The sequence below is a fragment of the Actinomadura coerulea genome, from assembly GCF_014208105.1.
GTDB classification, from domain to species: domain Bacteria; phylum Actinomycetota; class Actinomycetes; order Streptosporangiales; family Streptosporangiaceae; genus Spirillospora; species Spirillospora coerulea.
In genome coordinates, this window is record NZ_JACHMQ010000001.1 from 3,730,043 (window position 1) to 3,753,353 (window position 23,311).

At 71.9% G+C, this 23,311-nt stretch carries 24 protein-coding genes and 1 other annotated feature; of the genes, 8 read left to right on the top strand and 16 right to left on the bottom strand.

Annotated features, from left to right (window positions below):
* Positions 1-31: 31 nt before the first annotated feature.
* The gene (locus BKA00_RS17120) at positions 32-982 is read left to right on the top strand and encodes a phosphoribulokinase (RefSeq protein WP_185034367.1); all 951 of its coding nucleotides are present in this window, start codon (positions 32-34) and stop codon (positions 980-982) included.
* A 156-nt stretch (positions 983-1,138) separates the two neighbouring features.
* Here BKA00_RS17120 and BKA00_RS17125 read toward each other — a convergent pair whose 3' ends face one another.
* From BKA00_RS17125 to BKA00_RS17150, 6 genes are all read right to left on the bottom strand, one after another.
* The gene (locus BKA00_RS17125) at positions 1,139-2,197 is read right to left on the bottom strand and encodes a potassium channel family protein (protein WP_185026210.1); all 1,059 of its coding nucleotides are present in this window, start codon (positions 2,195-2,197) and stop codon (positions 1,139-1,141) included.
* A 109-nt stretch (positions 2,198-2,306) separates the two neighbouring features.
* Positions 2,307-2,657 (bottom strand): hypothetical protein, encoded by a 351-nt coding sequence (locus BKA00_RS17130; protein WP_185026212.1) that lies wholly within the window; start codon positions 2,655-2,657, stop codon positions 2,307-2,309.
* 81 nt (positions 2,658-2,738) lie between these two features.
* Positions 2,739-3,206: a peroxiredoxin gene (locus BKA00_RS17135; RefSeq protein WP_185026214.1), complete on the bottom strand. Its 468-nt coding sequence runs from the start codon at positions 3,204-3,206 to the stop codon at positions 2,739-2,741.
* Positions 3,207-3,224: 18 nt separating this feature from the next.
* Positions 3,225-3,653, bottom strand: coding sequence for a DUF3052 domain-containing protein (locus BKA00_RS17140; protein ID WP_185026216.1), 429 nt, complete (start codon positions 3,651-3,653; stop codon positions 3,225-3,227).
* Positions 3,654-3,930: 277 nt separating this feature from the next.
* Entirely contained in the window at positions 3,931-4,338 is a 408-nt protein-coding gene (locus BKA00_RS17145) for a YjbQ family protein (RefSeq protein WP_185026218.1), read from the bottom strand.
* Between the two features lie 73 nt (positions 4,339-4,411).
* Entirely contained in the window at positions 4,412-4,609 is a 198-nt protein-coding gene (locus tag BKA00_RS17150; RefSeq protein ID WP_185026219.1) for a DUF1918 domain-containing protein, read from the bottom strand.
* A 318-nt stretch (positions 4,610-4,927) separates the two neighbouring features.
* Here BKA00_RS17150 and aceE point away from each other — a divergent pair, with 318 nt between their 5' ends.
* Positions 4,928-7,717, top strand: coding sequence for a pyruvate dehydrogenase (acetyl-transferring), homodimeric type (gene aceE, locus BKA00_RS17155; protein ID WP_185026222.1), 2,790 nt, complete (start codon positions 4,928-4,930; stop codon positions 7,715-7,717).
* A gap of 306 nt (positions 7,718-8,023) precedes the next feature.
* Here the strand turns inward: aceE and BKA00_RS17160 are convergent, their stop codons facing one another.
* Both BKA00_RS17160 and BKA00_RS17165 read right to left on the bottom strand, forming a co-directional pair.
* Complete coding sequence (locus BKA00_RS17160) at positions 8,024-8,398, bottom strand: VOC family protein (RefSeq protein WP_185026224.1); 375 nt, start codon at positions 8,396-8,398, stop codon at positions 8,024-8,026.
* Complete coding sequence (locus tag BKA00_RS17165; RefSeq protein ID WP_185026226.1) at positions 8,395-8,871, bottom strand: ATP-binding protein; 477 nt, start codon at positions 8,869-8,871, stop codon at positions 8,395-8,397. The genes BKA00_RS17160 and BKA00_RS17165 overlap by 4 nt, the downstream gene beginning before the upstream one ends.
* A 234-nt stretch (positions 8,872-9,105) precedes the next feature.
* Here BKA00_RS17165 and BKA00_RS17170 point away from each other — a divergent pair, with 234 nt between their 5' ends.
* The 3 genes from BKA00_RS17170 to BKA00_RS39895 are packed head-to-tail and all read left to right on the top strand — an operon-like array spanning position 9,106 to position 10,326.
* Positions 9,106-9,960: a helix-turn-helix domain-containing protein gene (locus tag BKA00_RS17170; protein WP_185026228.1), complete on the top strand. Its 855-nt coding sequence runs from the start codon at positions 9,106-9,108 to the stop codon at positions 9,958-9,960.
* Positions 9,957-10,163, top strand: coding sequence for a DUF397 domain-containing protein (locus BKA00_RS17175; protein ID WP_185026230.1), 207 nt, complete (start codon positions 9,957-9,959; stop codon positions 10,161-10,163). Before BKA00_RS17170 ends, BKA00_RS17175 begins: the two co-directional genes overlap by 4 nt.
* 37 nt (positions 10,164-10,200) lie before the next feature.
* The gene (locus tag BKA00_RS39895; protein WP_268248208.1) at positions 10,201-10,326 is read left to right on the top strand and encodes a hypothetical protein; all 126 of its coding nucleotides are present in this window, start codon (positions 10,201-10,203) and stop codon (positions 10,324-10,326) included.
* Positions 10,327-10,519: 193 nt separating this feature from the next.
* On the opposite strand, the gene BKA00_RS17180 is transcribed toward BKA00_RS39895, so the two are convergent.
* The 3 genes from BKA00_RS17180 to BKA00_RS17190 form a co-directional block, all read right to left on the bottom strand.
* Positions 10,520-11,763, bottom strand: a protein-coding gene (locus BKA00_RS17180) for an IS3 family transposase (protein WP_230298711.1) whose coding sequence is annotated in 2 segments (ribosomal slippage) — positions 10,520-11,481 and positions 11,481-11,763 — 1,245 coding nt in all. Because the reading frame shifts where the segments join, the coding sequence is not laid out codon by codon here.
* Positions 11,354-11,485 (bottom strand) — a sequence feature (AL1L pseudoknot). It overlaps the preceding gene by 132 nt.
* A 189-nt stretch (positions 11,764-11,952) precedes the next feature.
* Positions 11,953-12,600 (bottom strand): response regulator transcription factor, encoded by a 648-nt coding sequence (locus BKA00_RS17185; RefSeq protein WP_185026232.1) that lies wholly within the window; start codon positions 12,598-12,600, stop codon positions 11,953-11,955.
* Positions 12,597-13,373: a sensor histidine kinase gene (locus BKA00_RS17190; RefSeq protein ID WP_185026234.1), complete on the bottom strand. Its 777-nt coding sequence runs from the start codon at positions 13,371-13,373 to the stop codon at positions 12,597-12,599. Before BKA00_RS17190 ends, BKA00_RS17185 begins: the two co-directional genes overlap by 4 nt.
* Before the next feature lie 139 nt (positions 13,374-13,512).
* Between BKA00_RS17190 and BKA00_RS17195 the strand changes: the two genes are divergently transcribed.
* Together BKA00_RS17195 and BKA00_RS17200 are read left to right on the top strand one after the other, a co-directional pair.
* Positions 13,513-14,187, top strand: a complete 675-nt coding sequence (locus tag BKA00_RS17195) for an ABC transporter ATP-binding protein (protein WP_185026236.1) — start codon at positions 13,513-13,515, stop codon at positions 14,185-14,187.
* Entirely contained in the window at positions 14,184-16,478 is a 2,295-nt protein-coding gene (locus BKA00_RS17200) for an ABC transporter permease (protein ID WP_185026238.1), read from the top strand. Before BKA00_RS17195 ends, BKA00_RS17200 begins: the two co-directional genes overlap by 4 nt.
* A gap of 168 nt (positions 16,479-16,646) precedes the next feature.
* Here the strand turns inward: BKA00_RS17200 and BKA00_RS17205 are convergent, their stop codons facing one another.
* The 5 genes from BKA00_RS17205 to BKA00_RS17225 all read right to left on the bottom strand — a co-directional run bounded on the left by BKA00_RS17205 (position 16,647) and on the right by BKA00_RS17225 (position 22,447).
* A complete protein-coding gene (locus BKA00_RS17205) occupies positions 16,647-17,474 on the bottom strand; it encodes a DMT family transporter (protein ID WP_185026240.1) in 828 nt (275 codons plus the stop codon).
* Between the two features lie 432 nt (positions 17,475-17,906).
* Positions 17,907-19,058, bottom strand: a complete 1,152-nt coding sequence (locus BKA00_RS17210) for a hypothetical protein (RefSeq protein WP_185026242.1) — start codon at positions 19,056-19,058, stop codon at positions 17,907-17,909.
* A complete protein-coding gene (locus BKA00_RS40470; RefSeq protein ID WP_185026244.1) occupies positions 19,055-19,612 on the bottom strand; it encodes an RNA polymerase sigma factor in 558 nt (185 codons plus the stop codon). The genes BKA00_RS17210 and BKA00_RS40470 overlap by 4 nt, the downstream gene beginning before the upstream one ends.
* A gap of 137 nt (positions 19,613-19,749) precedes the next feature.
* Complete coding sequence (locus BKA00_RS17220; protein ID WP_230298709.1) at positions 19,750-21,768, bottom strand: sensor histidine kinase; 2,019 nt, start codon at positions 21,766-21,768, stop codon at positions 19,750-19,752.
* Positions 21,758-22,447, bottom strand: coding sequence for a response regulator transcription factor (locus BKA00_RS17225; RefSeq protein WP_185026245.1), 690 nt, complete (start codon positions 22,445-22,447; stop codon positions 21,758-21,760). The genes BKA00_RS17220 and BKA00_RS17225 overlap by 11 nt, the downstream gene beginning before the upstream one ends.
* 93 nt (positions 22,448-22,540) lie before the next feature.
* Between BKA00_RS17225 and BKA00_RS17230 the strand changes: the two genes are divergently transcribed.
* A complete protein-coding gene (locus tag BKA00_RS17230) occupies positions 22,541-23,296 on the top strand; it encodes a L,D-transpeptidase (protein WP_185026247.1) in 756 nt (251 codons plus the stop codon).
* Positions 23,297-23,311: the final 15 nt, after the last annotated feature.

Genomic DNA, 23,311 nt, shown 5'->3' on the forward strand with positions numbered 1-23,311 from the left:
GGAGGAGTCAGTGCCCCATCGGATCGTGCATATGCTCCGGGCGCGCGGGTCGGGCCGCCGCCCCGTCATGCTCGCCATCGCGGGGGACAGCGCGGCGGGCAAGACCACCCTGACCAGGGGGCTTGTGCGGTGCCTGGGGGCGGACAGGATGACGGCGGTCTGCGTGGACGACTACCACCGCTACGACCGCGCGGAGCGGGCCGGGAAGCCGTTCACGGCGCTGCACCCCGACTGCAACCACATCGACGTCATGGAGCAGCACCTCCAGCTGCTGTCGATGGGCGAGCCGATCCTGAAACCGGTCTACGACCACGCGACCGGCGAGCTCGTGCGGCCGGAACTGGTCGAGCCCCGCGACTTCGTGATCGTCGAGGGGCTGCTCCCGCTGCACACCCGGCTCGCGCGGGCCTGCTTCGACATCACCGTCTACCTCGACCCGCCCGAGCCGCTGCGCCACTCCTGGAAGGTCCGGCGCGACTGCGACAAGCGCGGCTACAGCCCCGAGCAGGTGAGGGCGGAGCTGGCGCGCCGCGAGCCCGAGAGCGCCGCCTACATCCGCCCGCAGCGCAAGCACGCCGACATCGTCGTCCGGTTCGCGCCCGTCGCCGGCCGCCTCGACCCGCCCGGCACGCCGCTGTCGGCCGAGCTGCTGCTGCGCCCCACCATCGACCACCCGGAGCTCGCCGACGTCCTGGAGAGCGGGCCCGGCGACACCGGGACCGCCATGCACCTGCGCCTGCACCGCGACACCGACGGCCGCCCCGTGGACGCGTTGCACGTCCACGGGTACGTGTCGCCGGAGGAGTCGCGGGTGGTCAAGAAGGCCATCTGGGAGCGTCTCGGCCCCCGGGCCGGGACCGCCCTGCCCGCCCCTGACGCCCTCGGCCGCATCGGCGACACCGGCACCAGCGATCCGCTCGCCATCACCCAGCTGCTGCTGCTGTACCACCTGCTGGACGCCGACCAGCGTCAAGCCGCCTGACCGAACCGGGGGTGCGGGGCGCCCCCCATACGGGTCACGATGATGGCTCCGCGTGCGCGCGGGGAGGCCCCGGGGCCTGGACCTGTGCCCCGGGCCGCGCGCCCGCGGCCGCCGGGAGGGCGCCCTCAGCGGGCGCGAGGGGCGTCCTCCCGGCTCCTACAGCTCGTGCCAGGGGATCTCGGGGCGGTGGGTGGCGACGACCGCCAGCGACTGGCCGCCGCGGACCTTCTCGCCGGGTTCGGGCGCCAGGCGGAAGCGGGCGTCCGGGCGGTGCGAGTCGCCCACCGCGAGGAGCGTGCTCCCCCGGTGCAGCAGGGAGATCGCCACGTCGAGGCGGGCCCACTCGCCGGCGTCCTCGGGGATGTCCACGCGGTACAGGGTGCCGTCGCTGTCGAGCGTGCTGGCCAGGTTGTGGTAGATCGCGGCGATGCCCGGGTTGCGGATCGCGACCGCGGTCACCGCGGGATCGTCGATGTCCACCGGCTCGATGTTCTCGCCGACCAGCCGGAGCGCCTCGGTGATCTCGGCCCGGCGGCCGCCGTCGCGCACCCCGGCCAGCAGGTGGACGGCCGGGTCGCCGTTGCGCCGCAGGTAGGCCTCGACGGTCAGCATCACCCGCACCGTCTCGTCGTCGCTGCGGCCGACCACCAGGACCGTCCGCGCCTCCTCCAGGCACGCCCGCTCGAAGGCGGTGTCGTCGAACACGACGACGTCGTACAGCTCAGGGTCGGGGTTCTCCCCCGCCAGCTCACCCGGCCAGAAGACGGTCACGACCGGCGTCCTCGCGAACTGCGGGTCGGCGCGCAGCTGCCGGATGATGGCGACCAGCCCGTCCCGCTCGTAACCGACGATCACGATGTGCCGCCGCCGGTGCAGCCGCGCCTGGCCGTTGGCCCTCATCATGCGTCCTTTCCCCATCCAGAGCGTCAGCTCGGCGAACATCACCAGCCCGGCGGTGAGCCCGGCGATCATGATGAGCACGCCGCCGATCCGGCCGCCGACCGTGGCCGGGGCCAGATCGCCGTAGCCGGTGGTCGTGCCGCTGACCAGGAAGTACCAGACGTACTCGTGGGGCTTCTTGATGTCGGCGCCCGGCTCCTCGAACACCGCGATGAGCAGCCAGCCCACCACGAAGGCCGTGAGGAGGACGAGCGCGGGCGCGCGCCACGTCCGCCCGGTGATCCGGTGCACCAGGCGCATCAGCACGATCGGCATCCGCGAAGCGTGGCACCGGGCAAAATGCCGCGTCAAGCCCGAAATGCCCGGTGATGGGCCAGGTCAGGGTCTCCGTCCGGAACGGCGAGGCCTACGGGGAGGGAGGCCCTCAGGCGGCCGGGCCCCGTTTCAGGACGCGCGACAGCGCCGCGGCGACCTCCTCGGAGAGGCCGCCGTCGGCGGGAGGCTGGGCGCCCGAGTGCACGAGATCGGCCGTGCCCGGCTCGTCCCGGACGGCGTCGCGGGTGTGGCCGCAGTCGCGGCACTCCACCTCGCCGAGCCGGCACACCAGCGCGGCCGAGCCGCACTCCGAGCAGCGGTCCAGGGCGTCCGCCCAGTCGTGGACGGCCTGGCACCGGGGGCAGATCAGGACCTGGTGGTCCGCCCGGACCCCGCGCTTCCACGGGCTCGCGCCGCGCACGGGGTCGGTCTGCCGCGCCCCGCAGCGGAAGCAGGGCATCACACCTCCAGGGGTGCGGGGGCCGGTTCCGGCCACCCGGTCCGGATGGCCGTGGGGTGTGCCGGAACCGGTCCGTTTCGCTCAGAGCCCGGCGAGCGCCTTGCGGTACTCGTCGATGTCGCGTGCGTCCGGGATCGCGTTGACGACCTTCCAGCGGACCACGCCCTCGGTGTCGATGATGAAGGTGCCGCGCAGCGCCACGCCCTTGGCCTCGTCGAACACGCCGTAGCGCTGCGCCGTCCCGCCGTGCGGCCAGAAGTCGGCCAGCAGCGGGAAGCTGAAGCCCTCCTGGTCCGACCAGGCCCGCAGCGCGAACATCGAGTCGACCGAGACCGCGAGCACCTGCACGTCGGCGCCCGCCCCCGCCACGAGGCCGGACAGCTCGTCGCGCAGCGCGCACAGCTCACCCGTGCAGACGCCGCTGAACGCCAGCGGATAGAACACGAGCATGACGTTCCTGCTGCCGCGGAAGTCCGACAGCTTCACCGGGGCGCCGTGCTGGTCCTTCAGTTCGAAGTCCGGCGCGGCGTCGCCTACGTTGACCGACAAATCGTCTCCAGCCCGGCTCTACTTGTGTCCCTTGGGCGCGACGAGCCGCGTGCCGGACCACTCCCGGGCGGCGCTGACGCTGCTGGTCTGCGACAGGCCGGCGGTCTGCGCGGCCTCGCCGATGTCGCTCGGCTCGACGTGCCCGTCACGGCCCGCCTTCGGCGTCAGCAGCCAGATGTTGCCGCCCCCGGTCAGCGGGATCATGGCATCGGTCAGGCCCTCGAACAGGTCACCGTCCTCCTCGCGCCACCACAGCAGCACGATGTCGACCACGTCTTCGTAGTCCTCGTCGACCAGCTCGTTCCCCGTGAGCTCCTCGACGGAGCGGCGGAGCTCCTCGTCGACGTCCTCGTCGTAGCCGATCTCCTGCACCACCTGGCCCGCCTTCAGGCCGAGCCGTTCGGCCAGGCTGCGCTCAGACTGCGCCTGACCCGCGGTCGCGCTCACGAAAGTCCTCCCATTGTCGTCAGTCCGCACGGTCCGTGCCCGTTTGGCTCTCGGCCCCCCGTGACGGGCGGCCCGTCCGCACCTGTGCGGTGTTTGCCGGACAGTCCACACAAGTGTGGGCCCCTTGCGCAAGTGTCTTCCCGGCTTTTGGTGGCCCCATTGGCCCGATTACGAAGATCCCCGTCACCGGACGCCCACCCACGGTGACCCCCGGAGGGTTCGCGCTGCTCATTCCCGCACTGTGACGGAAGACGACCCTCGACAGGCCCCACGCTACTCATCCTTTGAGAAAGGACAACCTGACCTGCCTGTCCGGGTTGTCGACATTGAGGTCGACGACGGCCACCGACTGCCACGTCCCCAGGGCCAGCCGCCCGCCCACGACCGGCAGGGTCGCGAACGGCGGCACGAGCGCGGGCATCACGTGCGAGCGCCCGTGCCCCCGCGATCCGTGCGCGTGCCGCCAGCGGTCGTCCGCCGGCAGCAGGTCGCCGAGGGCCGCGAGGAGGTCGTCGTCGCTGCCGGAGCCCAACTCGATGATCGCCACGCCGGCGGTGGCGTGCGGGACGAAGACGTGCAGCAGCCCGTCCCCGCCCGCCGAGGCGGCGAAACGCTCGCATTCGGCCGTGATGTCGTGCACGGCCTCGCCGGTACCGGTGGCCACCCGGACCACGGTGCTCTCCATGATCCCGTGTCTACCCCATCCGCGGCCCCGGACGCATCCGCGCCCGGACGGATCCCCGGCCGGCTCCGCGCGGCTAGCGGGACGCCTTCGCGCGCGGCTCGATGACCGCGTCCGGCCCCGGGTACACGAGCCCCTCGTGGCCGTCGTCGAAGCGGACCAGGAAGGGCGGGCCGCCGTCCGGGCCCCGCACCTCGATGATCTCGCCGGTCCGGTCGGGCTGCCCCACCACGTTGCCGTGCACGTGCAGCCGGTCTCCGGTCTTTCCGTTCATCCTCCACCCCCAGGATCGCTCGCGCGCCCCCGGGACGGGCCGCGCCGGCATGTGAGCGCTCGTTCGCTCCCCCGCCTGATACGTTCCCCGCACTTCGCCGGAGGGAATCTCCCGACCGAGTGAAAAAGGCGGTTCGGGCCGGGTCGGTCCACGCCCTGACCGGGGAGGATGGTTACTGGTTGGTAGAGATGCGTTAGCCGTGATAACCGGCGACGATGGATCACGAACCATGGCGACGAACAGTCTGCCGGGACCGGTGGCCTCCCGCGCGGCGGCCCAGGTCTGACCTGCACAGACGGTAAGGACAGAGGGGACCCCGTGGCTTCCGGACGTCAACGCTTTTCGATCATCAGCGACGGGCTGCCGAGCCAGCTGCCCGACATCAACCCGGACGAGACCCGGGAGTGGCTGGAGTCGCTGGACACGGTCATCAAGACCGAGGGACGCGGCAGGGCGCGCTACGTGATGCTGCGGCTCCTGGAGAGGGCGCGCGAACTCCAGGTCGGGGTGCCCGGCCTGCGCAGCACCGACTTCATCAACACGATCCCGCCGGAGTCCGAGCCCTGGTTCCCCGGCGACGAGCACGTGGAGCGGCGCATCCGCGCCTACATCCGCTGGAACGCCGCGATCATGGTGTCGCGGGCGAACCGCCCCGAGCTCGGCGTCGGCGGCCACATCGCCACCTACGCCTCCGCCGCCTCCCTCTACGAGGTCGGGTTCAACCACTTCTTCCGCGGCAAGGACCACGGCGAGTCCGGCGACCAGGTGTTCATCCAGGGCCACGCGGCGCCCGGCATCTACGCGCGCGCGTTCCTCGAAGGACGGCTGCCCGAGGAGAAGCTCGACGGGTTCCGGCAGGAGCACTCGCACCCCGGCGGCGGCCTGTCGTCCTACCCGCACCCGCGGCTCATGCCGGACTTCTGGGAGTTCCCCACGGTGTCCATGGGCCTGACCGCGATCGACTCGGTGTACCAGGCCCGGTTCAACCGGTACCTGTACAACCGCAAGATCAAGGACACGTCCCGCTCGCACGTGTGGGCGTTCCTCGGCGACGGCGAGATGGGCGAGCCGGAGTCGCTCGGCGCGATCGGCCTGGCCGCCCGCGAGGAGCTCGACAACCTCACCTTCGTCGTCAACTGCAACCTCCAGCAGCTCGACGGCCCGGTGCGCGGCAACGGCAAGATCATCCAGGAGCTGGAGTCGTTCTTCCGCGGCGCGGGCTGGAACGTCATCAAGGTCATCTGGGGCCGCGACTGGGACCCGCTCCTCGCGCAGGACGTCGACGGCGTGCTGGTCAACCAGATGAACACGACGCCCGACGGCCAGTTCCAGACGTTCTCCGTCGAGTCCGGCGAGTACATCCGGGAGAAGTTCTTCGGCGACGACCCGCGGCTGCGCAAGATCGTCCAGCATCTGTCGGACGACGACCTGCGCAAGCTGTCGCGCGGCGGGCATGACTACCGCAAGGTGTACGCGGCGTTCAAGTCGGCCCGCGAGCACGTCGGGCAGCCGACCGTGATCCTCGCGCACACCATCAAGGGCTGGACGCTCGGCTCGGACTTCGAGGCCCGCAACGCCACCCACCAGATGAAGAAGCTCACCAAGGCCGAGCTGAAGGAGTTCCGGGACCGCCTGTACCTGGACATCCCCGACTCGGCGCTGGAGGCGCCGCTGCCGCCCTACTACCACCCGGGCGAGGACTCCGAAGAGATCCAGTACATGCGCGAGCGCCGCGCCGCCCTCGGCGGGTTCCTGCCGAAGCGGGTCGTGCGGGCCAAGACGCTCAAGCTGCCCGGCGACCCCGTCTACAGCGAGCTGAAGAAGGGGTCCGGCAAGCAGAACATCGCGACGACCATGGCGTTCGTCCGGCTGCTCAAGGACCTGATCAAGGACGAGAACATCGGCGCCCGGTTCGTCCCGATCGCCCCGGACGAGTACCGCACGTTCGGCATGGACTCGCTGTTCCCCACGTCCAAGATCTACTCGCCGCACGGGCAGACCTACGACGCGGTGGACCGCAAGCTGCTGCTGTCGTACAAGGAGGCCGAAAGCGGCCAGATGCTCCACGAGGGCATCAGCGAGGCGGGCTCGATGGCCTCCACCATCGCGGCGGCCACCGCCTACGCCACGCACGGCGAGCACATGATCCCGGTCTACATCTTCTACTCGATGTTCGGGTTCCAGCGGACCGGCGACCAGATGTGGGCGCTCGGCGACCAGATGGGCCGGGGGTTCCTGCTCGGCGCCACCGCCGGCCGCACCACGCTGACCGGTGAGGGCCTCCAGCACGCCGACGGCCACTCCCCGCTGCTCGCGGCGTCCAACCCCGCGTGCGTCCACTACGACCCGACGTGGGCGTTCGAGCTGGCCCACATCGTGCGGGACGCGCTGCGCCGCATGTACGGGTCGTCCGAGGAGCACCCCAACGGCGAGGACATCTTCTACTACCTCACCGTCTACAACGAGCCCTACCAGCAGCCCGCCGAGCCCGAGGGCCTCGACGTCGACGGGCTCCTCAAGGGCCTGTACCGGCACAAGGCCGCCCCGGGGGTCGCCTCCGGGAACGGCGAGGCGCCGCGGGCGCAGATCCTCGCCTCCGGCGTCGGCGGCCGGTGGGCCCTCGAAGCGCAGCGCCTGCTCGCCGAGGACTGGGGCGTCGCCGCCGACGTGTGGTCGGCCACGTCGTGGAACGAGCTGGCCCGCGAGGCCCGCGAGTGCGACGACTGGAACCTGCTGAACCCCGACGCCGACCAGCGCGTCCCGTACGTCAGCCGGGTCCTCGACAACGTCGCGGGGCCGATCGTGGCGGTGTCGGACTACATGCGCGCCGTGCCCGACCAGATCGCGCCGTGGGTGCACGGCGACTACACCTCGCTCGGCACGGACGGGTTCGGGTTCTCCGACACCCGCGCCGCCGCCCGCCGGTTCTTCAACGTGGACGCCGCGTCGATCGTCCTCGCCGTGCTCACCCGCCTCGCCCGCCACGGCGAGACCAAGCCGGAGACCCTGACGGAGGCGATCCGGCGCTACCAGCTGGACTCCGACGTCAGCGACGTCTTCGCGGGCGGCGTCGGCAGCGCCGAGAGCAACACCGGCGGCGACGCCTGAGCTGTGTTGGCCCAGGGGGGCGACCCCCTGGAACCCCCGTCACGAGCCGGGCGATCCTCACGCCACAGTGCGGGTTTCCGTGCCCGTGCGGGTTCGTGTCGTGGCGCTGCGGTCGCCCGGCTCGGCGGGTCGTGCGACCTCCAGGCGCTCAGAGCGCCTTCCGGCCGCCCGACCCGCGGCGTTGGCTGAGGTCAGGGCAGTGACGGTGGCCGTGGCGGTGATTGCGGAGGTGTAGGCCGCAATCACCAGCGGGACCGTGTTGTGAGGGCCCCGAGGTTGGCCTCGGGGCCCTTGCCATGTCCGCGTCTAGGGCGCGGCCGGGGTGAACACGCCGAAGGTGTTGCCGGACGGGTCCTGCAAGTACGCGAACTTGAGGCCGTTGCCCGTGCTCAGCGGCGGCATGGCGACCTTGCCGCCGGCCTTCACGGTCTGGTCGCAGACGGCCTCGACGTCCTCCACGAGGACCAGGAACATCGCGTGGTTCCGGGACGCGTCCGGCTCGTGGGAGATGCCGCCGGACGGCGCGGCGGCGACCGCGTAGCTGACCAGGTCGTACCCTTCGCTGTTCGGGTCGCTCGCGAACCGCCAGCCGAACATGTCGCCGTAGAAGCGGCGGGTCTCCTCCGGCGCGTCGGTGCCCACCTGGAACCACGTGACGGTGTTGAACGCGGGAACGGTCATTGTTCTCCTCCTTGAAACGCTGCTGCCAACAGCGTGGAAGAGCCCCGCGACAGCCCCATGTCGGAGTTTCCAGAAGATTTTGCGAACAGGAACTCCGCCCACACCACCGTGCGGTCGCCGTCCGTCCGGTATCCCCAGCGGTCGGAGAGGGCTTCGACGACCCGCATCCCGCGCCCGCTCTCGGACCCGTCCTCCGCCTTGACCCGGGGACGCCTGCCGTCCGCCCCGTCGTCGGCGACCTCCAGGCGGTGGACGCCCTCCCCCGCCAGCAGGCTGACCGTCACCCAGCCGCCGTCGCCCGAGGCCGTGTGGGTGATGGCGTTGCAGACGGTCTCGCTCCCGACCGTCGTCAGGTCGTCCAGCCCAGGATGGCCAGGGGGCAGCATGTCCCGCAGGAACCGCCGCGCGTTCCGCACCGATCGGTGGACGCCCGGCAGCGTCACCGCGCCGAGCACGACCAGTTCGCCGCTCATCACCCCGCCACCCACGACACTCCGCGCCGGGCCGCAGCGGGTGGCGCCTCCCGTCTCGGCGGGGTCCTTCTCGTCTCGGGCGCTCCCATCGTGCGCCTCCCTTCGTTTCGGAGTCGCACGCCACACTCACCGCCCGAAGCCCTTGCGTCCTGCGGCCTGAACGTTCTCCGACTGAACGTTCAATCGCCCGCCATTCCGTGTACGGATCGCCACACTCAGTGACACGCTTGGAAGATGCCTTCCGGGAACGCCCCCACCGTTCGCCAGCGCCGGATCGGCTCGGCGCTCCGCAAAGCCCGCGACCACCACAACCTGACCGTCGCCACCGTGGCCCGCCGCTTCGGCCGCTCCCAGGGCTGGATGAGCATGGTCGAGAACGGCCTCCAGGCCATCGCCCCCGAAGAACTCAGCGACTTACTCGACCTCTACGAGATCGAGGACGGCCCCCTCCGCGAATCCCTCCTCCACCTGGCAACCCACAAACCCGGCTCGTGGGAACGGACGTACGAGGACAGGATCTCGGCCGCTGCTCTCGATCTGGCCAGCCTGGAGGAGGACTCCGCCGAGATTCGGACTTTCCAGTCCAATATCGTCCCAGGGCTCCTCCAGATTCCCGACTACGCCCGAAAGATCATCGCGCTCGGAAACGCCAAACACCCACACAGGATCAAGACGCTGGTCGACTTTCGAATATCTCGCCAGCGAGTGCTGAGCCGTCCTGACCCGCCCCGTTACGTGCCGATCATCGCGGAGGCCGTACTTCACAATCAGGTCGGTGGCGATGCCGCCATCATGCATGCGCAGGTTCAGAGCCTGGCTGGAGCCGCTCGGCTTGATCACGTCGAACTCCGCGTACTGCCCAGCAGAGCGAGCGAGTACCTCGGCCTCAGCACGCCGTTCCATCTCCTCTCGCTGCGACCACCTGGACGGCTCACCGTGTGCGTAGGCGATCAACTCACCAAAAGCGTCTTCGTAGAGGACGAGAACGAGGTCGCAGCCCATGAGGAGATCTTCGAACGGCTGCTCTCAGTGGCCCTGAGTCGGACCGCTTCGCTAAGGCTTATCCACGAGATAGCGTCACGACCATGAACACCCCCGAATCGACCCGGGCCCACTGGCGCAAGAGCACCCATAGCGGCGCCCACGAGAATGAATGCGTCGAGGTCGCCGAACTGTCGAGCCACATCGGCATCCGCGACAGCAAGAACCCGGCCGCCGGACACCTCACCCTCACCCGCCAACACTTCACCAGCCTCCTGGCCCACCTGGCATCACAGTCGTCTGGGGAATGAGGCTGTCCGGGCCTCCCCGGCGGCCCGCCGCGAGGAGATGCGTCAGGCCAGGCTCGACAAGCTCCGCAAGCTTGACGGGTCGGCCGCCTCCAGCGTCTCCCTCCTGACCGACCTCCCAGCCGAGGACATCGAACGACTCGGCGGGATCAGCGAGGACACCTGATCTCTACCAGGCCCTAACGCGCGACGCCCAGACCGCTCGTGCGCTGTCCACCCACACACGCGGTCCGTTGACTTGCGGCGTGTTGCCCTTTCCGGCCGCCTCATAAGGGCAACACGCCGCAAGTCAACTGGTGCTGCGGTAGGCGGCGGGAGCTGCGTCGGTCATGTGAAGCGCCCCGGTTTCGATGGAGGCTCTAGGTTGTGGCTGTGACCTGCAGCTCTGTGTGGTTTTGGGAGTAGTAGAGCGCCTCGTATTCGTCGGGTGGGATATGGCCGATCTCACCGTGCAGTCGGGTGGTGTTGTACCAGTCGACCCACTCGGCGGTGGCCAGCTCGACGCCGGTCAGGTTCTTCCACGGCCCACCAGGTTTGATCAGCTCGGTTTTGTAGAGCCCGATCGCCGACTCCATCAACGCGTTGTCCAGCGCGTCGCCGACGGTGCCGATGGAGGCGTCGATCCCAGCGTCGACTAGATGCGTGGTGAACCGAAAAGAGGTGTATTGGGACCCGGCGTCACTGTGATGGACCAGGCCGGGCCCGACGGGTCGTCCGGCTCGATCGCGTCGCCACAGCGCCATGTCGAGGGCGTCCAGCACCAGCCGGGTCCGCTTGTTGGTCGCCGCTGCCCAGCCGACAACGGCACGGGAGAAGATGTCGACCACGAAAGCGACGTAGACGACGCCGGCCCAGGTGGTCACGTGGGTGAAGTCGGCGACCCAGCGGCGGTTCGGGCTGCCGGCGGTGAAGTCGCGGCGCAGCAGATCGGTGGCCCGCTCATGCCGGTCGTCGCGGATGGTGGTGCGGACCTTGCGGCCGCGGCGGGCACCGTGCAGGCCGAGCTCGCGCATCAGCCGCTCGACCGTGCAGCGCGCCACGGCATGGCCCTCGCGCTGAAGCTGCCGCCAGACCTTTCGAGCGCCATACACCCGGTAGTTGTCCTCGTAGATGCGGGTGATCTCGGGTTTGAGCCACTCGTCACGCACGGCCCGAGTGGAGGCTGGACGTGACTTGGCGGCGTAGTAGGTGGACGGTGCGATCTTGGTGCCGTGCGCGGACAGCACCCGGCAGATCGGCTCGACCCCGAACACCTCGCGGAACGCGTCGATGAACGCGATCAGTACGTGTGTGGCCGGTCGAGCTCGGCCGCGAAGAAACCCGCCGCCGCCTTCAGGATCTCGTTCGCCCGGCGCAGCTCGGCGTTCTCGCGCTTGAGCCGCTTGAGCTCCGCTGATTCCTCGGTCGTGGTCCCCGGCCGGGCGCCGGCGTCGACCTCGGCCCGACGCACCCAGGACCGCACCGTCTCGGTCGAGGTGACTCCCAGCTTGGCTGCGACGGCCCTCATCGCCGACCACTCGCTGGGGTAGTCCGGGCGGACTTCAGCCACCATGCGGACCGCGCGCCTGCGCAGCTCAGGGGGATAGGGGGACTGACGTGCCATGACTCGATCCTCTCAGGGAATCGAGCCTCCATCCGACCCGGGGCGCTTCACATGTGCCGGCACCCGGCTGGTCCGCCGTCATGGAACCTAAGGCCGCCGCTCAACTTCTGGATGAGAACGGCTGATCCATGCCGTGCGAGCTCGCTTGCACCGGCCTCCTGAGCCTGATCGGGGGCCTTGCTTGGGCGGTTACTCGGAAGTGCCGGGGACGACCAGGCCTGACTCGTAGGCGACCACTACCGCTTGGGCCCGGTCGCGTAGGCCTAGTTTGGCGAAGATGCGGGTCACGTGAGTCTTGACCGTTGCCTCGCTCAGGTGGAGGTGGGCGGCCAGTTCGGTGTTGGACAGGCCGCCGCCGACCAGGCGGAGCACTTCCTTCTCGCGCGGGGTCAAGACGTCCAGGCCCTGCGGCAGCGGGGCGGGGCGGGCGAACCGTTCGACGAGGCGGCGGGTGATGGAGGGGGCGAGCAGCGCGTCCCCGGTCTCGAGCAGCCGTACCGACGCCACGAGGTGCTCGGGGGTGACGTCCTTCAGCAGGAAGCCGCTGGCACCGGCGGCGAGCGCGGAGTACACGTAACGGTCGAGATCGAAGGTCGTCAGGATCAGCACTCGGCACGCCGGGTCGTCGGCGAGGACCCGGCGGGTGGCCTCCAGGCCGTCCATCCCGGGCATCCGGATGTCCATCAGCACCACGTCCGGCCGCAGCCGCCGCGCGGCGGTGACCGCCTCCAGCCCGTCGGCGGCCTCGCCGACCACCTCGATCCCGGCCCTGCTGAGGATCATCCGGAACCCGCCGCGCACCAGGGTCTGGTCGTCGGCGATCAGAACCCGTGTCACGGCCGCTCCAGGGGGATCCGCGCCCGCACCCGGTAGCCGCCGCCCAACCGCCGCCGCGCGTCGAGGTCGCCGCCGTACACCGCGACCCGTTCGCGCAGGCCGGCCAGGCCCCGGCCGCCGCTGCCCTCGGGCGGGGCGGGACCTGTCCCGGTGAGGACGCTCGGGCCGGTGTTGAGCACCTCCAGCCGCAGGTTCCGCGTCCCGTAGCTCACCGTCACCTCCGCCGTGGCCCCGGAGGTGCCGTGCTTCAGCGCGTTGGTGAGCGCCTCCTGGACGATGCGGTATCCGGTCGCGTCGATCCCGGCGGGCAGCGGGCACGGTTCGCCGGCCACCCGCACGTCCACGGGCAGGCCCGCGAACGCGATCCGGTCGACGAGGGTCCCCAGGTGCGCCAGCGACGGTTGCGGAGCGAACGCCTCGCCGTCGCCGTCCGGGGCGGGCGCGAGCACCCCGAGCAGGTGCCGCAGCTCGGTCATCGCCTCCCGGCCGGTCCGCTCGACGGCCAGCAGCGCCTCCTCGGCCTCGCCGTCGACGCCGTGCCGGGCCGCGCCCGCCTGCACGACCATGACGCTGACGCTGTGGCTGACGATGTCGTGCAGGTCCCGGGCCACCCGGGACCGCTCCTCCTCGACGGCCCTGCGCGCGGCGCCCTCGCGTTCGCGTTCCAGCAGCCAGGTCCGCGCCCCGAGCTCGGCGCGGCGCCTGCGCCGCTCCCACAGGGCCCATGCGCACGGGATCGCGGCGAGGAGGGGCACGAGCCACGCGGGCAGCATCCGCCCATCCTGCCGCCAGACCCGGACGGAGCGCATCATCCTGGCGGTCCAGGACCGTACATCCCTCGGTTGACCCGGTCCCGCAGTTACATCCCGGACCCGACGCGCGGGCGGTGGCGCGGCTCGTACCGTCACGGCCATGGAACCGATGGTCCAGCTGATGGACGTGCGCAAGGAGTACGGCGAGACCGCCGCGCTCGCCGGAGTGAGCCTCGACATCCAGGCCGGTCAGGCCGTCGCGGTGATGGGCCCCTCGGGGTCGGGCAAGTCGACCCTCCTCAACATGATCGCCGGCCTGGACCGGCCCACCTCGGGCACCGTGGTGGTGCGCGAAGAGGACATCACGGCGATGGGCGAGGCCGAGCTGGCCCGGTACCGGCGCCGCCGCATCGGCATGGTCTTCCAGTTCTTCAACCTGCTCGACGACCTGCCCGTGCTGGAGAACGTGATGCTGGCCGCCCAACTGCTCGGCACCGGGCGGAAGCAGGCGCAGGCCCGGGCGATGGAGCTGCTCGACGAGCTGGGCATCGCCGATCGCCGCAACGCCTACCCGGTGGTGCTGTCGGGCGGGGAGCGGCAGCGGGTCGGCGTCGCCCGCGCGCTGATGAACCGGCCCGCCCTGCTGCTGGCCGACGAGCCGACCGGCGCGCTCGACTCGCGGGCCGGCGAACAGGTCATGGACCTGCTGCTGGACCTCAACCAGATCGGCCAGACCCTGCTCATCGTCACCCACGACGAGCGGCTGGCGACCCGGGTCGCCGACCGGGTCGTCGCGTTCGAGGACGGCCGCGTGTCCGCCGAGGTGACCCGGTGAGGGCGGTGTGGCAGGCCGCGCGGTTCGCGGTGCGGCGGCGCAAGCTCCAGACGTCCATCATCTCGCTGGTCCTGCTGGTCTCCACCGGGACGGTGGTGCTCGCACTGGGCCTGCTCGCCACCGTGGACGGCCCGTACGACAAGGCGTTCGCGCGGCAGCACGGTGCCCATCTGACGGTCTCCTACGACCCCGCGAAGGCGACGGCCGCGCAGGTCGCGGCGTCGGCGTCCCGGCCGGGCGTGACGGCGGCGGGCGGCCCGTACCGCTCACAGGTCGTCAACGTCCCGGAGGAGGCCGACCGGACGCGACCGGGGCTGCTTCCGCCCGGCCCCTTCACGGTCACCGAGCGGACCGTCCGCGCCGGCGACCCGGTCGACCGCCTGAAGCTCAGGAGCGGCCGGTGGGCCACCGGCCCCGGCGAGATCGTGCTGGGCACCGACTACGCGCGGTTCCCGTTCGACCCGATCGGGAGAAAGGTGACCTTCGGCGACGGTCGGACCTTCACGGTCGTCGGGATCGGCCGGTCGATCACCCGGTCCTCCCAGGCGTGGGTGGCGCCCGGGCAGCTGACCGCCCCGGACGGCCTGCAGATGCTCTACCGGCTCGCCGACCCGTCCGCCCCGGCCGGCACGGTCACCGCCGGCCTGCCGGCGACCGCGAGCCAGAGCTATCTCGTCTCCCGGCAGCAGGCCACCGAGGCCGGGACGACCATCATCCCGTTCCTGGTCGCGTTCGGGATCGCCGGACTGATCGTCGCGGTGCTCGTCATCGGCAACGTGGTCAGCGGCGCGGTCGTGTCGGGATTCCGGCACATCGGCGTCCTGAAGTCCCTCGGCTTCACCCCCGCCCAGGTCACCGGCGTCTACCTGGTGATGATCGCGATACCCGGCGTGCTGGGCAGCCTGGCCGGGATCGCCGCGGGCAACGCCGTGGCCGGGACGGTCACCACCTCGCTGGGCGACTCGTTCGACCTGCCGACCGCCAGCGGCGTCTCGCCCCGGGTGGACGTCCTGGCCTTCACGGGCGTGCTCGCGGTCGCCGTCGTCACCGCTCTGGTGCCCGCCGTGCGGGCGGGCCGGATCCCGACGGCGGTCGCGGTCAGCGCGGGCGCCGCGACGCGGCGGGGCCGGGCCCTGCGGGTGCAGCGGGCGCTGGCACGGACGCGGCTGCCGCGGCCGGTCAGCCTGGGCCTGGGCCTGCCGTTCACCCGGCCGGGCCGCACCGCGCTGACCGTCGCCGCCGTCGCGTTCGGGGTGGCGGCGGTGACGTTCGCCTCCGGCCTCGACCGGTCCGTCAACGCCTACATCGCCGACGCGGAGCTCGCCGACACCGTCCACGTCCTGGTCCCCGTCGACGGCGGCCGGCCGGTCTCGCTGGCCGGCCGGCCCGGCACCGCCAAGGTCGCGGTCACGCGCTTCGAGCAGGCCCACGTGCCCGGGTTCGACCGCCCGGTGCAGGTCAAGGCCTACCAGGGGCACGTCACCGACCGGCACGGCTACCGCATGGTGCACGGCCGCTGGCTCCGCGGGCCGGGTGAGGCCGTCGTGGGCGACCCGTTCCTGAAGACCGGCGGCAAGAAGATCGGCGACACGGTCGTCGTGACCGCGAACGGCAGGAAGGCCGCACTGCGGATCGTCGGGACGGCGCTCGTGGACGGCGGCGACACCGTCCTCACGGACTGGGCGTCCCTCACCTCGCTCGCCGCCCCCGAGAAGCCGGCCGCGTCCTCCTCCGGCCCGCGCACCGCCGATGTGACCTCACTCATGGAGATCACCCTCACCCCCGGCACCTCCCCGAAGGAATACGCCGCCGCGCTCAGTGCGGACGGGATCCCGGCCGAGCCCGCCGCCGAGGGCGTCGAGTCCGGCCAGGTGATCCTTCTCGGGCTCCTCACCCTGCTGACCCTGGGGCTGACCACGGTCGCCGGGCTCGGAGTGTTCAACACGGTGATCCTCAACACCCAGGACCGGGCGCGCGACTTCGGCGTCCTGAAATCGCTGGGCGCGACACCGCGGCAGGTCCTGACGGTCGTGCTCGCCTCCATGGCCCTGCTCGGGCTGGCCGGCGGACTCATCGGACTGCCGCTGGGCCTGGCCGCCCACCATGTGGTGCTGCCGGCCATGGCCGGCACGGGCGGCCTCGTCCTCCCCTACGGCCTCCTGGAGACCTTCCCCTGGCCCCTGATGCTGCTGTCCGTGCTGGCGGGCATGGCGATCGCCCTGCTCGGCGCGCTGATCCCGGCGGGCCGGGCATCCCGGATCAAGACGGCGGCGGCCCTGCGCTCGGAGTGACCCGCCCACCCGGCTCGGGCCGGGTGGGCGGTCGGAGGCGGGGGCAGGGACGTCGCGGAGTGCGCGGCGTCCCTTCCCCCGTGGGTGATGTGGCGTCACGCGTCTGCGTCACGCCGTCCGTGCCCTCGGACGGTCACGGACCGTTCCGGCCAGACGGCGTTGGAACCGTCAGGCGAAGTTGTACTTCCAGTAGCCCCGGTCCTCCTTCCAGACGCTCGGAAGCTGGAACCTGGAAGGCGCGATGCCGCTCCAAGCACCGCCGTTCGGGGCGATGTCCGGAAGCAGTTCCTTCCAGACGGCGCCCTTGACGGTCTGCGACTCGGAGTGGTCCCCCAACCGATGGAGAGCCCGGAAAGCGGTGAAGGAAGCCCCCACCACCAGCACGGCACCGATCCATCCGGAGAACCCGGGCGACCCGCCTGTCCCGACGGCTATTCCGACGAGGCACGCGAGCACGGGGTTGAGGCACTTCACCGAGCTCATCAACCCGTCATCGGACTGGACGAGCTCGTAGGCGCGGACGTGCAGCTTGTTGGCGATCATGTTCAGGAGCGACGTGACCGCCACGGTCGACAGCACGTACCCGGTCACCCAGTGATCGTCGGTCCAGACGAGGACGGGCACTCCGACCAGGCAGGCGGCGCCCCAGCAGTTGAGCTCGACGACCCGGGAGAGGGCGCCCATCTCGGTCAGCCTGCCCGAGGCGATCGTGGCGTTGACGCCGATGACGGCGGCCACGCCCGCCAGGGCCAGGCCCACGATCTCCGCCCCGTCCGTGAACGGCCTGGTCAGCAGAATGACCCCGGCCACGCCGATCACGAACCACAGGGCGTGCCACCGCACGCGTGACCTGTGCGCGGAGAAGAGCAGCCTCCACGCGGCCAGGCCGAGCGCCCCCAGCGTCACGACCGTCATCAGGGTTCCGATGTTCACACTCTCCAGCGCGGCCTGGTGGACCTGCCCCTGGAAAATGCTGGGAACCAGCAGAATGAGCACCCACTTCCACTGGTGCCGGTTCCATCGGGCCTTGGGAGCCTTTCGCTTCGCCCCGCCAGGCGAAAGACGCGTGGCCAGGCTGTAGAGAACGGCCCCGAGGATCGTGATGAGGGCACCCACCACTGCCGGCGAGTGCTCCGGGTAGAGCCTCGTCGCGAACGCCGCTCCAGTCGCTGCGAGAATCAGGGAGAGCGCTTCCGTGAGCGCCCCCCATAGTCTGCTCATGAGCATCTCCTTTGTTCCGACCGGCTGTTTCGCCGGTACCCGACCACATCGGCCAGGCAAAGGAGACCGTCACGGAAAGGACGCCCACCGCAATACCGTCGCTTCGGTCGGCGACCGTTCCTCGGCTCAGCGGAATTCCAGGGTGCGGACGGCGGAGACGAGGACGGGGACGCCGCGGAGTGTGCGGCGTCCCCGTGTCGTCGGCGGTCAGCGGGCGGGGGCGGCTCCGAGCTTGTTCACCCAGCCCTGGCTCTCGAAGGCCAGGTACTCACTGCCGGCCGGCTTGCCGGGGAGGGCGGAGGACTGGTCCTCGAAGTCGAGGAGCTGGGCGCTCTCGCGGTCCACGACCAGCCGCACGCCGGTGCCCTTGGCGGTGATGGCCACGCCGGGCCTGCCGAGCCGGTCCTTGATCTGCCCGGTGACGCGCACGGACGGCGTTCGCGCCAGGATCCGGTAGAGGGCCGCCCGGGTGCCGGGGGTGGTCGGGGCCATGAACAGGTCCCAGGCGCTGACGAAGACGTACTCCCCGAAATCGGCCGGGGCGGTGTAGCCGTGCGCACCGCCCCGGCGGTCCTGCTGCCACAGCTTGCGCAGGTAGCTCTCCAGGGCGCCGTCGGTCGCCGGCAGCTTCGCGATCGTCTTCCACTCGATCTTGTGGGACCCGATGACGGGGTTCACCAGGTGCGAGCCCTTGCGGTAGGTGACCATGCGCGGCTTCGAGACGGTCGTGCCGTCGTTGACGTCGAGCGGGGGCGAGCCCGCCGCCTTCCAGGCGGCCTCGTCCTTCCCCGTGGGGAAGGTGACCTTGATGTCCAGCGGTCCGTTGGTTCCGAAGCGCATGCCGGTCCCGCTCTGAGCGCACGCCCAGTCCTCGACGCTGCTCGCGGTCCGCGCCTGGAAGTTCTGGGGCTTGCCCGGCGGCCGGCGCTTGGGCGTCGGCACGCCCGGGCCGGGCTTGAAGGGCAGGATGTCCTGCCACATGCGGGTCCGCTTGTACCAGCAGGCCCCGCTGGTGGCGGGCTGCTGGGCGGCCGTGTTCGCACTGGCCAGCAGGAAGGTGCGGGTGTCGAGCGTCCCGTCGTGTCCGGGGCCAGGGCCGGTGCCGGTGCCGGTGCCGTCCGACGGCATGGTGACGGCCAGGGCCGCCGCGGCCACCGCGACCGCGGCCACGCCGCCGGCGAGGGCCGTCCGCCGGACCGGCCGCCGCGCCGGGACCAGGCGCGAGTTCAGGTTCGAGGCGCCGGCGCGCGCACGTACCTGCGCGGCCTCGGGGCGCCGCGCGTAGGCGTCCTCGGCGAGTTCGGCGACCGACGCGGGCTTCAGGGCGGCGATCAGGTTGTCGAGTTCGTCCTGCTTCACTGCTTCTCCTGGATGACTCGCGGGCGCGGGGCGCGTCCGTGCGCTCGCGCGGGGCTTTCCTGGGACGCCTCGATCGCCTTGGCCAGCCGGCGGCGTCCCCGGTGCAGCCGGACGATGAAGGCGGTGCGGGAGCAGCCCGCCGCGCGGGCCGCCTCCGCGGGGCCGAGCCCGTGCCAGGCGGTCAGGGCGACCGCCTCGGCCTCCTTGGCGGGAAGGGCCCGCAGGGCGGCCAGCGCCTGGTCGCGGGCGATGAGGTGCTCGGCGACGTCCCACGCGTGCAGGTCGGCGTCGGTGGTGAGGCCGGCCAGCCGGTCGGCCAGCCCGCGCGCCCGCCCCGCAGCACCGTGCGACTGGCGGACCACGTTCCTGGCCACGCCCAGCAGCCACGGCAGCGCCTGGTCGGGGATCTCCTCGATCTTCCGCCACGCGACGGTGAACACCTCGCCCGTCAGGTCCTCGGCGGCCTGGGGGGCGGCCCGCAGCACGACATAGCCGAAGACGTTGCGGTAGTGCGTCTCGTAGAGGCGGGTGAATCGGGCTTCTCGCTCGTCCACGCCACCTCCTCTCTTCTCGGAACAGGTACGCCGAGAAGTCCGAGAAGCCCCCCGCGGATTACACGAAGTCCGAGAAAATCTTCGCCCCCTCCGTTGACTTGCGGCGTGTTGCCCTTATGAGGGCAACACGCCGCAAGTCAACGGAGGGGGCGGGGCAGTTTTAGGGTGAACGTGGCGCCCTTTTCCGGCTCGCTGCTTACCTCCGCCGCGCCGCCGTGCGCCTCCGCGAGCTGCCGCACTATGGCCAGGCCCAGTCCGCTGCCGCCGGTCTGCCGGCTGCGCGACTTCTCGGCCCGCCAGAACCGGTCGAAGACGTGCGGCAGGTGCTCGGACGCGATGCCCGGCCCGGTGTCGGCGACCTCGATCAGCACGTCGTCGCCGTCGGCGTACGCGCGCAGGCTCACCCGCCCGCCCGCCGGCGTGTAGCGGACCGCGTTGGCGAGCAGGTTGCCGACCGCCTGCCGCAGCCGTACCGGATCGGCGTCCAGCTGCGGCCGGCCGGTGACCTCGGCGGCCAGCACCAGCCCGGCGGCCTCGGCCGCGGCCCGGTAGACGGTCGCGGTCTGCTCGACCAGGTCGGCCACGTCGACCGGCTCGGGGTGCAGCCGGAGCTTGCCGACGTCGGCCAGCGCGAGCTGCTGGAGGTCGTCGACGATGTGCTGGAGCAACGTGGCCTCCTCGACCAGCGAGGCGGTCAGCGCCGGGTCCAGGTCGGCCACGCCGTCCTGGGCGGCCTCCAGCCAGCCCCGGATGTTGCTCAGCGGCGTGCGCAGCTCGTGCGACACGTCGCTGACCATCGCCTTGCGCTGCCGCTCCAGGCGGTCCAGGTGCTCGGACATCTCGTTGAACGCGGCGCCCAGCTCGCCGACCTCGCCCCTGGAGCGCACCGCGACCCGCGCCGAGCCGTCGCCGGCCCGCATCCGCCGGGCCGCCGCGGTGACCGCCCGCACCGGCCGCGCCAGCCGGGTGGCGACGAGGACGCTGCCCCCGACCGCCAGGACGAGGATCACCGCGGTGACCCCCGCGATGCCGTACGGGTCGATGACGGGCGCGCGGTCCTCCGACGAGCCGATGTAGAGCAGCGCGGCCGGCGCGACGTACGACTTCAGCTGGGCGCGGCGCGCGGTGGCCAGGCACTCGGCGGCCGACGCCGGAGCGTCCGGCGTGCCGGTCTCGTCCAGCCACACGTCGACCCGGCCTCCGTGGCACTGCCGCACCAGGGCGGCGAGCTGGTTGAGCGCGCGCTTCTCGGTGGCGGTCGGACCTGGCGCGTCCGGGGAGCACGACGCGGGTGGCGCTGCGGGGCCCGGTGTCGCGGTGGGCGGGCTCGACGGCCCACCGCCGGGCGGGGCGGTCGGGGCGCCGGTCGGCGTGACGGTCGGCACCCCGGGCGCGGGCTCCGGCCGCTGAGGGCTCTCCACCGGCCCGGCCGTCGGGGAAGGCCGCGGCCTCGGCGGGACCGTGGCCGACGGCGTGGTGGTGACGCCGGCGAACCGGACCGCTCCGCCACCGGACGTTCGCGCGAGCGCGGCCCGCGCCGGGAAGGGGCCGTGTCCGGCGGGCGCGCCGACGGGCGCGCCCGGAGGGCTCGCGCTCGGTGCCGGCTCGGTCGGACCGCCCTCGCGGCGCAGGTACGGGCGGCCGCCCGGCCCCGCGAGGACCGTGGCGCGCTGGCCCTCGCGGCGCAGGCACGCCGCCTGCGCGTCGACCTCCCGGCGCAGCCGCGCCCGCTCGGGATCCGGCAGCCGGAACGGCCCGGCCGCACGCCCGTCGATCCGGTCGGTGGCCGCGCCGGGCGCCAGCGAGACGTCGACCGCGAGCGGGTCGACGACGGCCGAGGGGCGCGCCGGCAGCGGCGGGCGGCCGGCGGCCGAGTCCGCGATCCGGGTGCCGCCCTCGGTCGCCAGCGCGACCCGCTGGCCGCTCTGCCGGGCCAGCGCGCGCACGGTCTCCTGGACGCCGTCCCAGCGCGGGTGGGTCGCCGCGTAGCCGAGCAGCGCGTCGTTGATCCGGGCGTCGCGGGCGAGCGTGCGGCCCTGCCGCTGCCGGATCTCGCCGGACGTGCCGCGCGCGGCGAGCCACGCGGTCGCCACGATCGAGCACACCGCGATCAGCACCGAGCTGGCGACCAGCCGTACGAGCAGGCTATGGCGCACGGTCGCCGACCAGCTTGTACCCGACGCCGTACACGGTGCACAGCCGCACCGGCCGCCGCGGCTGCGGCTCGATCTTCTTGCGCAGGTTCTTCACGTGCACGTCGACCGTGCGCTCGGTGATGAAGCGGTCGAAGCCGTGCAGGTGCTCCAGGAGCTGCGCCCGGGTGAGGACCCGGCCCGGCCGCGCGGCCAGCGCCTCCAGGATGCGGAACTCCGCGGGCGTGCACTCGACCTCGCTCCCGTCCGCGAGGACCGTGTGCCGTTCGGGGTCCACCGCGATGGCGCCGACCCGGTACACCCGCTCGCCGCTCCCCCGCCCGGTCCGCCGCAGCAGCGTGCGCACCCGGGCCATCAGCTCGCGCGGGCTGTAGGGCTTGGTGACGTAGTCGTCGGCGCCGAGGTCGAGGCCGCGCAGCAGGTCGTCCTCCGTCGAGCGGGCGGTCAGCATGAGCACCGGGACGTCGGACTCGGCGCGCAGCGCGCGGCACACCTCCAGGCCGTCGGCCCCGGGCATCATCACGTCGAGCAGCACGAGGTCGGGGCGGCGCGCGCGGGCCTCCTCGATCGCCGTCCGCCCGTCGTGGACGACGACCACGCGGTGCCCCTCACGCTGGAGATAGCGGCGCAGCAACTCCGCCTGTTTCGTGTCGTCCTCCGCGACCAGGACATTCGCGCACATGGCCCCTGAGGCTAGCCAAACCGCGACCGGCACCACGGGATCATCACACCGGCCTCACAGGTTCTTCACACTCCTCGGCCAGCATCTCGCGGCATGCGCCAAGTCAAGATCCACACCGGCGCCCTGCTCGCCGCCGGCCTGGTCGCCGGGCTGGCCGGCTGCGGCTCGCCGGACAACGGCAGATCAGGGGACGGCCCGCCCGGCGCGGACCGGCCGGCGGCCGCCGGGCCGCGGCAGTCAGGCCGGCAGGGCGGTGCCGAGATAGCGACCGTGCGCGGCCGCCGGATCGCCGTGCACAGGCAGAAGGGCGACGGGTCCGCCTGGAAGACGCTGTCCAGCCCCAACGAGATGGGCGCCACCCGGGTCTTCCTCGTCGACGCCAAGGACGGCGACTGGCTCAGGGTGCTGCTGCCGATACGGCCCAACGGCAGCACCGGGTGGGTCAAGGCGTCCGACGTCAGGCTGTCGTCGACGTCCCACCGCGTGGAGATCGACCCGAAGGCGTTCACGTTCACCGTCTTCGACGGCGACAAGGTGCTGCGCACCGGCAAGGTCGCCACCGGCGAGGGCGGCACCCCGACCCCGGCCGGCCGCTTCTACTTCACCGAGCTGATCCGGCCGCCGAACCCCGACGGCGACTACGGCGCGTACGCCTTCGGGCTGAGCGGGTTCTCGCCGACGCTGAGGCGGTTCGCCGGGGGGCCCGGGCAGCTCGCCGTCCACGGCACGAACAAGGCGTCGGCGCTGGGACGCGAGGTCAGCCACGGCTGCGTGCGGGTCGGCAACGACGACATCACCTGGATGGCCAAGAACCTGGCGATCGGCACGCCTGTCGTCGTCAAGGAATGAAACAGCACCGGAAGG